Annotated in this window: 9 protein-coding genes; 8 read left to right on the top strand and 1 reads right to left on the bottom strand. The window is 65.9% G+C overall.

Going from position 1 to position 11953, the window contains the following annotated elements:
- Window positions 1–2 precede the first annotated feature (2 nt).
- From G6P88_RS04865 to G6P88_RS04840, 6 genes are all read left to right on the top strand, one after another.
- Complete coding sequence (locus G6P88_RS04865) at window positions 3–1685, top strand: methyl-accepting chemotaxis protein (RefSeq protein WP_165322092.1); 1683 nt, start codon at window positions 3–5, stop codon at window positions 1683–1685.
- Window positions 1682–2164 carry a chemotaxis protein CheW gene (locus G6P88_RS04860; protein WP_165322091.1) on the top strand — a complete coding sequence of 161 codons (483 nt, stop codon included), beginning with the start codon at window positions 1682–1684 and terminating at the stop codon, window positions 2162–2164. The genes G6P88_RS04865 and G6P88_RS04860 overlap by 4 nt, the downstream gene beginning before the upstream one ends.
- Before the next feature lie 87 nt (window positions 2165–2251).
- Window positions 2252–3103 carry a CheR family methyltransferase gene (locus tag G6P88_RS04855; protein WP_282097779.1) on the top strand — a complete coding sequence of 284 codons (852 nt, stop codon included), beginning with the start codon at window positions 2252–2254 and terminating at the stop codon, window positions 3101–3103.
- A 2-nt stretch (window positions 3104–3105) separates the two neighbouring features.
- Window positions 3106–4194: a protein-glutamate methylesterase/protein-glutamine glutaminase gene (locus G6P88_RS04850; protein ID WP_165322090.1), complete on the top strand. Its 1089-nt coding sequence runs from the start codon at window positions 3106–3108 to the stop codon at window positions 4192–4194.
- A 12-nt stretch (window positions 4195–4206) separates the two neighbouring features.
- Window positions 4207–5943, top strand: a complete 1737-nt coding sequence (locus tag G6P88_RS04845; RefSeq protein WP_165322089.1) for a hypothetical protein — start codon at window positions 4207–4209, stop codon at window positions 5941–5943.
- A gap of 21 nt (window positions 5944–5964) precedes the next feature.
- A complete protein-coding gene (locus tag G6P88_RS04840; RefSeq protein WP_165322088.1) occupies window positions 5965–8064 on the top strand; it encodes an EAL domain-containing protein in 2100 nt (699 codons plus the stop codon).
- A 100-nt stretch (window positions 8065–8164) separates the two neighbouring features.
- Here G6P88_RS04840 and G6P88_RS04835 read toward each other — a convergent pair whose 3' ends face one another.
- The gene (locus G6P88_RS04835; RefSeq protein ID WP_165322087.1) at window positions 8165–10507 is read right to left on the bottom strand and encodes a transketolase; all 2343 of its coding nucleotides are present in this window, start codon (window positions 10505–10507) and stop codon (window positions 8165–8167) included.
- 138 nt (window positions 10508–10645) lie between these two features.
- On the opposite strand from G6P88_RS04835, the gene G6P88_RS04830 reads away from it, so the two are divergent.
- Both G6P88_RS04830 and G6P88_RS04825 read left to right on the top strand, forming a co-directional pair.
- The gene (locus G6P88_RS04830; RefSeq protein ID WP_165322086.1) at window positions 10646–11143 is read left to right on the top strand and encodes an Lrp/AsnC family transcriptional regulator; all 498 of its coding nucleotides are present in this window, start codon (window positions 10646–10648) and stop codon (window positions 11141–11143) included.
- Window positions 11140–11946, top strand: coding sequence for a SirB1 family protein (locus G6P88_RS04825; RefSeq protein ID WP_165322085.1), 807 nt, complete (start codon window positions 11140–11142; stop codon window positions 11944–11946). The genes G6P88_RS04830 and G6P88_RS04825 overlap by 4 nt, the downstream gene beginning before the upstream one ends.
- Window positions 11947–11953: the final 7 nt, after the last annotated feature.

The following is an 11953-nucleotide window of genomic DNA, read 5'->3' as shown; positions in this document are numbered from 1 at the left end:
AGATGCGTGCAACGATCAAGTTCAAATTGGGGGCGACTTTCGCGGTTCTGATACTGGTTCTCATGGCCATGGGTGCCGTGGCGATCACGAAGATGAGCGGGTTGAATTCGAACACGTCGGCGGTCATCGCGGGACCGGTGGCGCGCCTCACCCGCGTTCGCAGCATCGCGATCGAGATGAACCGCCTCATTCGCCGCGAAAAGAACGAGATCCTTGCCGGTACGCCGGAAGAAACCAAGAAATTCGATCTTCAGGCGATCGAGACCTCTGCAAAGATCAAGCAGATGATCGACGAAGGCATCGCCGGCGCCAGCGAAGAGGGGCGCCCTCTCTGGCTCGACATCGGCTCGCAGTGGCAGGCTCTCAAGGAAGTCGACGAGCGCATCCGCCAGCTCAGCCTCGAAGGCGATAAGCAACAGGCGGGCGTGCTTTCCATGACGGCGGGACGCAAGGCGGTCGAAAGCATGGAGCAGACGATCACTCGCGTGCTCGATCTCAACATGCGCCAGATGAAGGAGGCCGAGGAAAACGCCAATGCCACCTATGTTGCCGGCCGCAACATCATGATCGCGACGATCGCCTTCGCCCTGCTGGCGGCGCTCGCTGGCGCGATCTGGATATCGATGACGCTGTCGCGTGGTTTGAAGACAGTCGGTGCGGCGCTCGACGCCGTCGCTGCAGGCGATCTCATCAACCAGGCGAAGGTTCGCTCGAACGACGAGATCAAGGATCTGGTCGATACCGTCAACATGATGATCGAGCGTCTACGCAGCGTCGTATCCGATGCGACGGCCGCTTCCGAGAATGTGTCGGCGGGCAGCCAGGAACTGGCGGCGAGCTCGGAGCAGGTGTCGCAGGGCGCCACCGAGCAGGCGGCGTCGGCCGAGGAGGCGTCGGCCTCAATGGAAGAGATGGCTGCGAACATCAAGCAGAACGCCGACAACGCGGCGCAGACCGAGAAGATCGCACGTCAGTCGTCGAAGGATGCCGAGGCTTCCGGCGTAGCGGTGGACAAGGCCGTCGGCGCGATGCGCACGATCGCCGAGAAGATCGGCATCGTGCAGGAGATCGCCCGCCAGACCGACCTGCTCGCGCTGAACGCAGCGGTCGAGGCGGCCCGTGCCGGCGAACATGGCAAGGGCTTCGCGGTGGTTGCTTCCGAGGTGCGCAAGCTGGCCGAGCGCAGCCAGGCGGCAGCCTCCGAGATCGTCGCCGTGTCGTCCGATACGGTCAAGGCTGCAGCCGATGCGGGCGAGATGCTCACCCGGCTGGTGCCCGACATCCGTCGGACCGCCGAGCTTGTCTCCGAGATCAGCGCCGCGTGCCGCGAGCAGGACATCGGCGCCTCGCAGATCAACGAGGCGATCCAGCAGCTCGACAAGGTGACTCAGCAGAATGCCGGCGCCTCCGAGCAGATTTCGTCGACCTCCGAGCAGCTTGCGGCGCAGGCCGAGGAGCTCCAGGCCAGCATCGCCTTCTTCCGCGTCGAGCAGAGCGGGGCGGTTCGCGCGGCCAGCGCACGATCCTCGGCGCGCCCTGCCGCAGCCAGGTTCGTGGCCAAGCCGGTGCAGCGCGCCAAGCGCAATTCGGTCGCCGACCAGCAGGCGCGTGCACGGGGGTTCGCGTTGGACATGACCAATGGCGGCGCAGACGCCGAGGATATCGAATTTGGAGCTGCGGCATGAGTATGAGCGAAATACAGGTCGTAACCTTCGGTCTCGATGATGAGGTCTTCGCGGTGCCGGTGGCACTGGTCCGCGAGATCCTCGACTATCGCGAGCCCTTCCACGTGCCGAATGGCCCTGCCCATTTCGTCGGCCTGACCGACGTGCGCGGGCAGGGCGTGCCGACGGTCGATTTCCGGTTGCGAATGGGACTGGCATCCGCCGAGCCCACGCTGGCGACGCGGATCATCATCCTCGACATTCCGCTGGCGGACCGGACGCTGTCGCTGGGCGTGGTGATCGATCGCGTGCTGGGTGTCAGCGCCTTTCCGACCGACCGGATCGAAAAGGCGCCCGACATCGGCATCGGCTGGCGGTCGGACTACATCACCGGCGTGATCCGCGAGGAAGCGGGCTTCGTCGTGATCGTCGACGTGGCGCACATCTTCACGACCGACGAGAGCGTGAACGCCGCGCAGGACGTGGCCAGGGTCGCATGACGAGGGGACGTCATGCCGCATCGACGGACGGGCTCGGCCTCGCGCTGTCCGTCCGCCGCATGAATTCGATCGAACGGAGTTTCTGACGTGCCAGCCACCCCCGCCTCCGCCGTGCTCGGCGACGGCATCAGCCCTCGCAATTTCAAGAAGCTCGCAGCCTTCATCTATGGTCAGAGCGGGATCCGGATGCCCGAATCCAAGCTGACCATGGTCGAAGGACGCCTGCGCCGTCGCGTGCGGGCGCTGGGCATGGCCAGCCTCGACGCATATTGCGAGCATGTCCTGGGGGACGGGGTGTCGGACGAAGAACTCGTCCACCTGATCAACGCGGTGACGACCAACAAGACCGATTTCTTCCGCGAGCCGCGACACTTCGATTATCTGCAGGAGACCGTCCTGCCGCACTATAAACGGGAGGGGCAGCGCCGGATCCGTGTCTGGAGTGCCGCCTGTTCGACCGGGGCCGAACCCTACACCATCGCGATGGTTCTCGACGACTTCGCCCAGAAAAATGGCGGACCCGACTATCAGATCCTGGCGACGGACCTCGATACCGAGGTCCTTTCGACAGCGGTCAAGGGAATCTATCCGGCCGAGCTGCTTGCTCCGGTACCGCCGGAATTGCATCGCCGCTACATCCTGCGCCCGCGCTCGCCCGAGCGGCGCGACGTCAGGATCAGCCCGGGACTTCGCTCGAAGGTGGCGTTCGGCCGGCTCAACCTGATGGACGATCATTATCCGATCGGAGAGCCTGTCGACATCGTCTTCTGTCGCAACGTCCTCATCTATTTCGACAAGCCTACCCAGCAGAAGGTCGTCAGCAGGCTCTGCGCCAAGCTCCGGCCCGGCGGCTATCTGATGCTGGGCCATTCGGAGTCGATCGCGGGCATGAATCTGCCCGTGACGGCGGTTGCGAACACGGTGTTCCGGAGGAACTGAGCATGCTTAAAGCCAAGACCCGTGTCCTCGTGATCGACGACAGCGCCAGCGTCCGCCAGACGATGAAGACGATCCTGGAGGAGGACCCCGAACTGGAGGTGATCGCCACCGCTGCCGATCCTTTCGCAGCGGCCCGCTACCTGCAGACCGAGCTGCCGGACGTCATCACGCTGGACGTCGAAATGCCACGCATGGATGGCATCACCTTCCTGCGCAAGCTGATGCAGCAATGTCCGATTCCGGTAGTGATGTGCTCCTCGCTGACCGAGGAAGGCTCCGAGACCCTGCTCGAAGCCATGGCGGCGGGCGCGGTCGACGTGATCCTCAAGCCGCGCCTGGGCGTGGCCGATCACCTGTCCGAAGCGCGGATGATGATCCGCGAGACCGTCAAGGGTGCCGCGCGGGCTCGCGTCAAGGGACGGCGCGTCAGCACCTCCACGCCCTCCAGGATCGAGCCTCAAGCCAAGCTCACCGCCGATGCGGTTCTGCCGCCGCCCAGCGGCAAGGCGATGAGCCGCACCACCGAGATGGTGGTCTGCATCGGTGCGTCGACCGGGGGAACCGAGGCGCTGCGCGAGGTGCTTGAGGCGCTGCCCGCCAATTCGCCGGGTATCGTCGTCGTGCAGCACATGCCCGAGAATTTCACCCGCGCCTTCGCCAAGCGGCTCGACGGCTTGTGCGAGGTGAGCGTCAAGGAAGCCGAGGATGGCGACACCGTCATGCGCGGCCACGTCCTGATCGCGCCCGGCGGCCGGCACACGATGCTCGAACGCCAGGGCGCCCGCTATCTCGTTTCCGTCCGCGACGGGCCGCTCGTCTCGCGGCACCGTCCGTCGGTCGACGTCCTGTTCCGCTCGGCGGCGCGCTGCGCGGGATCGAATGCGGTCGGCATCATCATGACCGGCATGGGCGACGATGGCGCCCGCGGCATGCTCGAGATGAAACAGGGTGGCGCCCGCACCTTCGCGCAGGACGAGGCGACGTCGATCGTCTTCGGCATGCCCAAGGAAGCGATTGCGCGCAACGCGGTGGACAAGGTCATCCCGCTCGGCGCCATCGCCCGCGAATTGCTGCACGCGACGGCACGCTAAGGAGAAGATTGGATGCAGCACGAGATCCTCTCCATCGAGCAACCCTGGCCGGGCCAGGTCTTTGCATCGCAGGACGAGCTGTCGCGGATCGTTACCAGCCTGGACGCCCGCTTCCTGCAGGTGGGGACGACGCTCGCCGCAGCGGTCGAGTCCATCGACAAGGTGGTTGCGTCACTGAACGAGGTCGGTACCGTTTTCGAGCGCGGGGACGCGGCGGCGGCGGTCGACAATCTGACGCGCGCGGCGCGCAGGCTGTTCGACGTGTCGGCGCAGGTTGCCGACCGGGCGGCGGAAGTATCGCTCATCCGCACCGCATCCTCGACCTTGCGCAAATATGTCGACGATGTGCAGCGGACCCTGGAAGTGCTCCAGATCTACAGCATGAACGTCAAGATCGCCGCGTCCGGCGCACCCGACTTCGTCGAGTTCGCGGACGTGATGCGGCAGCAGCTTCACGACGGCAAGCTCGAGGCCGATGGCTTCGGCATCAAGCTCGAGCAGCTCGAGGTGAGCCTTGCCGGGATGGAGCGCACCGACCGGCAGCTCGCCTCCGAATGTGCGCGCGTCGTCCCGCAGGTGCCCGAACGCCTGCTGCAGGACGCGAGCGACCTGCGCGATCACCAGGCGCAGCTGGCCAAGCTTGCCGATGCGACCGGTCAGATCGCCCGCTCGATCCAGGGCAACGTCGCGGCAGTGCTGGGCGCGATCCAGATCGGCGATATCGCACGGCAGCGGCTGGAACATGTCCTGACTGGCTGCACCTTGCTCGAAGCCTTTCTGGCGGGGCCGGATTGTGCGGCCGAAATCGGGACGCAGACCCGTCATCATGTGCTGGCGATGCTCGTGGCGCAGCTGTTCGACACCGCTGCGGATTTCCGCCGCGAGACCGAGGTCGTTATCGGATCGCTGCGCGCGCTGGGGCCCCAGGCGGGCCGATTGCTGGCGCTCAAGGATCATGGCGGCAGCGGGGACGGCGGGCAGATATTCCTACGCCGGCTCGAGTCCGGCATCGCCGACGCGGCGGCCATGCTCGCGCAGCTCCACTGCGCGGACCGGCAGGCGGACGAAACGCTGAAGATCATCATCGCCACCGTCTCCGATCTTTCGACCCGCGTTGTCGCAATTCGTGACCTCCGGCTCGACGTGCAGCAGATGGCGATCAACATCGGCCTGCGGTGCAGGCGGGTGGAGGCCATAGGCAAGGCAGTGACGGTGATCTCGAACGAGATTCGCGGCTATTCCGAAAAGCTCGACACCACCATCTGTGGCATCACCAAGTCGGCGGACGAGCTGAACATGATCTCGCTGCGCATGCGCGACCGCTCCGAGGCGGCGGGCGCAGGGGCGGGCGACGAGTTGACCCGCTCGCTCGACGCCATCCGCGAGGGCGCCCGTCGCACCGAGCAGGCGATGAACAACGCGACGAACGAAGCCAATGGCATATTGGCGATGCTACGCCAGACCACCGATGAACTGGAAGCCGGGCTGGACCTGGGCGGAATCATCGAAGGCATTGCGACCACGCTCGCGGCAGAGGTGAAGACGGAAGCCGCGCTCCCGCCCGATGTCGACCATCCGGCCCGGATCGTGCTCGACGAGATCGCCCGCACCTACACGATGGCGAGCGAACGGCGCATCCACGATCAGTTCCGTATCGGTGAGGCGGTGAGTTTCTCCGCGGCGCCCGTTTCCGGCGCGGCGGCGGGCGGTGACGACGACGATGCGCTGTTCGACGATGCTCTTTTCTAGCAGCGGCATCCGGTCCATCGGATGAGTTACGCTTTCTCCGATTTTCCGGTCGACGGCAACGGCCTCGCGGCTGCTCTCGATGCTTTCGCGAGCGCCTCATTGCCCGAAACGCTTGCGCTCGCGCGGTTCGATGCGGACGGTCGTCTGGAAGAGGCCAGCGACCATTTCCTGTCGCTGTTCGGCTATCAGCGCGAGGATGCGCTGGACAAGCCGTTTGCCGACTTCGTCATGACCGGGGAATCGGGCAATGCCGACTTCGCCGCGATCTGGGCCGCCGCCGCAGAAGACGAAGACGCCTCCGGTACGATCCGGGGGCGGCGGCGCGATGGCGGACTCATCCTGCTGCGTGGCGACTATCGCCTTTGCGAACCGCATCCATCGGGCGGCCAATATCTGATCCTTGCGGGTTTCGACGTCACGGCGGAGAGCGACGCCGCGGCCCAGTCACGCAACGAGATCGCCGCCCTGCGGCGCACGATGATGGTGGCGGAATTCGACCTCGACGGACGGATACTGACCGCCAACGAGAATTTTCTGGCCGCCTTCGGCTATGAGCTCTCCGAACTGGTGGGCCGCTATCACGCCATGTTTGTCAGCGCCGCCTATGCCGGCACCGACGAATATCGCCAGTTCTGGTCGGCGCTTCGCCATGGCCGGTGTCAGACGTCGCAGCTGCGCCGTTTCGGCAAGGACGGTCGCGAGCTGTGGATCGATGCCTTCTACAGCCCGATTCCCGATGCGGCGGGGCTGCCGGCGAAGATCGTCAAATATGCGCTGGACCGGACCCTCGAACGGAGGGTGGAGCAACGCCGGCAGGACGAGGTGCGCTATCTCGCCGATCGCGACGCGCTGACCGGCCTGTACAACCGTGCGGCCTTCAGCCGGCATCTTCAGGAACTGGCGCTCGGGCGCGTGGGCGGACGGGACGGGGCCCATGCCGCGCTTATCGTCGACCTCGACGGGTTCCGGACGATCAACGATGCCTATGGGCATCAGGCGGGGGACGCGCTGCTGTGGGTCGTGGGCCAGCGCATCCGCTCGGTGGTGCGGGACCAGGACTTCATCGCGCGGCTCGGCGGCGACCAGTTCGCCGTCGTCGTCCCGCTGTCGCCCGGGGACGACGACCTGCCCGAGCAACTCGCCGAGCGCCTGCTGCGCGAGGTTGCGCAGCCGATCGACGTCCAGGAGGAGCGGCTGTCGGTCGGCGCATCGATCGGCGTGGCCCTGTTTGCGGGCGGCGATGGTCCTGAGCCGGCCGCCGAGGATTGGCTGGCCCATGTCGATTCCGCGTTGGCCGAGGCGAAGCGGAGCGGGCGGGGAACCTATCGCCTGTTCGATCAGGCGCTCCACGCACGGATACAGCGGCGCCAGCTGATCGAGCGCGAGCTCGACGGTGCCATCCGCCAGGGCGATATCATCCTGCACTATCAGCCGATCGTCCGCTTGTCCGACGAGCATGTCGTGGCGTTCGAGGCTCTGGCGCGCTGGTCGCATCCCAGTCTGGGCGCGGTGTCGCCCGACGAGTTCGTCACCGTCGCCGAGAAGACCGGTCAGATCCACGCCATGGGGATAGCGTTGATGACGCAGGCGCTGCAGTTTGCCGCGTCGCTGCCGGCCGACATCGGCGTGGCGGTGAATCTCTCGCCGATGCAGCTCCGCCGCGACGGGCTCGCAGCACGCGTGGCCGATCTCGCGCGGCTTCACGGCGTCGATCCCCGCCGGATCGAGATCGAAATCACCGAGACTGCGGCGCTCGGCAAGGCGCCTGCCGTTCTGGCCAATTTGCGCGCGCTTAAGGCGGCCGGCTTCCGGCTATCGCTCGATGATTTCGGGACGGGCTATTCCTCGCTGTCGCATCTGCTGCTGCTCAGCTTCGACCGGATCAAGATCGATCGCAGCTTTGCCGGCCGCTTCCTCGAATCGACAGAATGCGCCTGCATCGTCGATGCGGTGCTGGGCCTCGCACGCGCCTTGGGCGTCTGCGTGATCGCCGAGGGAATCGAGACGGCAGACGGCGCCGCACGCCTGCGCGAGATGGGCTGTGCCTATGCGCAGGGCTATTATTACGGGCGCCCCATAGCGCCGGCCGAGGTCGATCGCACGACACTCGGCGTGGCGTAGCCTGTCCTCTGGAGCACTGTCACCATGGGTGAAAACGCTCTATGTTCTCGATGCCGCTTTTTCCGAGCCATCCACCGCATCCGATCAATTTGAAAATTCTCTAGTCGCGCAGAAATAGCTCCGCTGCCGCTTCAACGATCGCATCCCGGTCGAGCCGATAGGTCGCATAGAGATCGGGCAGGTCGCCCGTCTGGCCGAAGCGGTCGAGACCAAGCGGGCTCGTCCTGTGTCCTCGCACGCCACCCAGCCAGGAGAGGGCCGAGGGGCTGCCGTCGATCACCGTTACCAGTCCCGCACCCGGAGCGAGGTCGCTCAGCAGCCGGGTGACGTGGGACGTCTGCGACGGCGCACCCCGCCAGCGCGCGGCGCGGCTGGACGACCAGTCGCGATGCAGCAGGTCTGGCGAGGTCACGGCGAGCAGGCCGAGACCCGCTATGTCCTCGTTCAGCGTCTCCCAGGCCGCCAGCGCCTCGGGTGCAATCGCCCCGGTGAAGGCGATCGCGGCCTCGGCACCGGGCGCCGGTCGTCGCAGCCAATAGGCGCCCTTCAGCGCATCGGCCTGCCATGCGTCATCTTCGCGCGCGACCTGCGCGATGCTGCGCGTGGTGAGGCGCAGATAGACCGATCCGCCATCGTCGGCCTGGAGATGTTCGAACGCCCAGCGCATCATGAGCGCCAGCTCGTCGACCCAGGCCGGCTCGAAATAGGTTAGGCCGGGCTGGCCGATGCCGATCAGGGGGGTATTGATCGATTGGTGCGCGCCGCCCTCCGGCCCGAGCGTGACGCCCGAGGGGGTCGCCACCAGCAGGAAGCGCGCATCCTGGTAGCAGCCATAGTTCAGCGCATCGAGGCCGCGCGCGATGAACGGGTCATAGACGGTGCCGATCGGGATCAGCCGCGTGCCGAAGGTCGGGCCGGACAGGCCGAGCGCGGCGAGCATCAGAAACAGATTATGTTCGGCGATGCCCAGTTCGATATGCTGGCCCGCGCCATGGCCGGTCCACTTCTGCGCCGACGGGATTCGTGCCGCCTGGAAGACGTCCTTGAGCTCCTGCCGCCGGAACAGCCCGCGCTGGTTCACGAAGGCGCCGAGGTTGGTCGACACGGTCACGTCGGGCGATGTCGTGACGATGCGGTCGGCCAGAGGATGACCGGATTTGGCGAGGTCGAGCAGGATGCGGCCGAAGGCCGCCTGGGTCGATTGCTCGTCACCCTCGGGCACCGGCAGCACCGCCGGCACCGGAATCGATGGCGCCTTTGCGGGGGCAGGGCGGACGGCGAGGGGGGAGGCGGCCACGAAGCGGCGCACGACCGCCTCGACATTATCGCCGAGCCCGGCATAGGGCGACCATTCCTCGCCCTCCGCGATCCCCATCGACTGGCGTAGGCCGTCGATCTGGGTCGGGTTCATCAGCCCGGCATGGTTGTCCTTGTGGCCCGCGAAGGGCAGGCCATAGCCCTTGACCGTATAGGCGATGAATAAGGTCGGCCGGTCGTCGTCTGCGCGCGCGAAGGCATCGAGCAGCGTTTCGATGCAATGCCCGCCCAGATTGGTCATCAGCGCGGCGAGACCTGCGTCGTCGAAGCTGGCGATCAGCGCCAGCGCCTCGTCCTGCCCGGCGAGATCGCGGGTAAGCCGCTCGCGCCAGGCTGCCCCGCCCTGATAGGTCAGCGCGGCGAACTCGGCGTTCGGGCAATTGTCGATCCAGTCGGCGATCGCCTGTCCACCGGGCCTGCGGAATGTCTCGCGCTGGAGCCGCCCATGTTTGAGCGTGAGCACGCGCCAGCCGCAGGTGCGGAAGATGTCGTCGAAGCGGCCAAACATGCGGTCCGCCGTCGTCGCATCGAGCGATTGTCGGTTATAGTCGACGATCCACCAGCAGTTACGGATGTCGTGCTTATAGCCCTCGATCAGCGCTTCGTAGATATTGCCCTCGTCGAGCTCGGCATCGCCCATCAGCGCGATCATGCGCCCGGCATCGGCCTCGTCGAGCTGTCCATGGGCGATCAGATAATCCTGCACCAGGCTGGCAAAGGCGGTGATCGCGACGCCCAGGCCCACCGAACCGGTCGAGAAATCGACCGGGATCTTGTCCTTGGTCCGGCTCGGATAGCTCTGCGCGCCGCCCAGCGCGCGGAAGCGCTGCAACTGGTCAAGGCTCTGATTGCCCAGAAGATAGTGGATGGCGTGGAGCACCGGCCCGGCATGGGGCTTCACCGCGACGCGGTCCTGCGGGCGCAGCGCATGGAAATAGAGCGCCGACATGATCGCGGTCATCGACGCGCAGGATGCCTGATGTCCGCCGACCTTCAGCCCGTCGCGGCTGTCGCGCAGATGATTGGCATTGTGGATCGTCCAGCTCGACAGCCAGCGCAGCCTGCCCTCCAGCGCCTCTAGCGCGGCAACGGTGTCGGGGTCCTGCGGCTTTACGTCGTGCTGCATCGGCATGCTCCCTGCGCTGCCGGACGGCCGGCCCGAAGCAGGATAATCGAAAGCGCCGCGCCAATTCTTGCGAATGCGGTGGGATGTGCCTAGGTTGGTGGCAGAATATTGCTCGGAATTATTGTTTGAGGGTAGGTTATGCCAGACAGCGCTTTGGATGCGATAGATCGACGGATATTGGCGGAACTGCAGACCGACGGGCGCATTACCAATCATGAGCTTGCGTCGCGCGTCGGCCTGTCGCCCAGCCCCTGCCTGCGTCGCGTTCGCCAGCTCGAGGATATGGGGGTGATCTCCGGCTATGTCGGGCTCGTCGATCCCGCCGCACTCGGCCTGCACGTCAGCGCCTTTGTGCGCGTGCGGCTCGATGGACAGGATGATCGCCACCTTGCCGCCTTCGAGGAGGCGGTGTCGGGCTTTCCGGAAGTGATGGAGTGTTATCTGATGACCGGCGAAAGCGATTATCAGCTGCGCGTACTCGTCGCCTCGCTCGCTGCGTTCGAGATTTTCCTGCGGCAGAAGTTGACCCGCATCGCGGGCGTGTCACAGGTGACGTCGAGCTTTGCCCTGCGGCCCGTGGTCTATCGCACCGCGATCCCTGTCGAGGCGAGAGGGAAGGGGATATCTGCGGGATGATCGATGCCATTGCCCATCTGGGGCTGCTCGACGACGAGGACATAAGGCTGGACCTCGCCGCGCTCGAACTGAGTGCGCTCGACCATCCGGGCCTCGATCTCGCCCCTTATGTCGATCTGCTCGACGCGATCGAGAGCGACCTGCGCGGCATCGCGGCGGCGGAGGGCGATGTGATGGCGCAGGCGGGAGTGTTGGCGGAGGTCTTCGCCGTCCGCCACGGCTTTACCGGCGACCGCAACAGCTATGATGCGCCGGTCAACGCCGATCTGATCCGCGTGCTCGACCGCCGCATGGGCCTGCCGATCGCGCTCTCGATTCTCTATGTCGCACAGGCGCGCCGGCTCGGCTGGTCGGCGCATGCGCTCAACACCCCCGCCCATGTCATGGTCCGGCTCGGCGCCGACGAGGGCGCCGTCGTGGTCGATCCCTTTCACGAAGGCGCGCTGGTCAGCCGCGACACCGTCGTCCGCCTGATCCGGCAGGCTCTCGGGCCGGGTGCTACGATCGACGCGCAGAATATGGCGCCCTTATCCAACCGTCTGACGCTCGTCCGCCTGCTGACCAACCAGGTGATCCGCGCCGAGCAGGGCAAGGATCTGGCGCGCGCGCTGTCGGTCCAGGAACGGATCGCGACCGTCGCACCGTCGCACGGTCAGGGCTGGTGGGATCTCGCCCGTTTTCAGCTGTCGGCCGGGCAGGTCGATAGTGCGCGCGAAAGTCTCAGCGCCATGCTCGAGGTGACGCGCGATCCGGAGATGCGCGCGCAGGTCAGCACAGCGCTGGAGAGTCTCGCCGGTCGCTGAGGTTGTG

It is taken from the genome of Rhizorhabdus phycosphaerae, assembly GCF_011044255.1.
Classification (GTDB): domain Bacteria; phylum Pseudomonadota; class Alphaproteobacteria; order Sphingomonadales; family Sphingomonadaceae; genus Rhizorhabdus; species Rhizorhabdus phycosphaerae.
This window is presented reverse-complemented; position numbering and strand designations above follow the sequence as displayed.

Coding starts and splice junctions, on each gene's coding strand:
- G6P88_RS04865 (WP_165322092.1), top strand. CDS start 3: ATGCGTGCAACGATCAAGTTCAAATTGGGGGCGACTTTCGCGGTTCTG.
- G6P88_RS04860 (WP_165322091.1), top strand. CDS start 1,682: ATGAGTATGAGCGAAATACAGGTCGTAACCTTCGGTCTCGATGATGAG.
- G6P88_RS04850 (WP_165322090.1), top strand. CDS start 3,106: ATGCTTAAAGCCAAGACCCGTGTCCTCGTGATCGACGACAGCGCCAGC.
- G6P88_RS04845 (WP_165322089.1), top strand. CDS start 4,207: ATGCAGCACGAGATCCTCTCCATCGAGCAACCCTGGCCGGGCCAGGTC.
- G6P88_RS04840 (WP_165322088.1), top strand. CDS start 5,965: ATGAGTTACGCTTTCTCCGATTTTCCGGTCGACGGCAACGGCCTCGCG.
- G6P88_RS04835 (WP_165322087.1), bottom strand. CDS start 10,507: ATGCAGCACGACGTAAAGCCGCAGGACCCCGACACCGTTGCCGCGCTA.
- G6P88_RS04830 (WP_165322086.1), top strand. CDS start 10,646: ATGCCAGACAGCGCTTTGGATGCGATAGATCGACGGATATTGGCGGAA.
- G6P88_RS04825 (WP_165322085.1), top strand. CDS start 11,140: ATGATCGATGCCATTGCCCATCTGGGGCTGCTCGACGACGAGGACATA.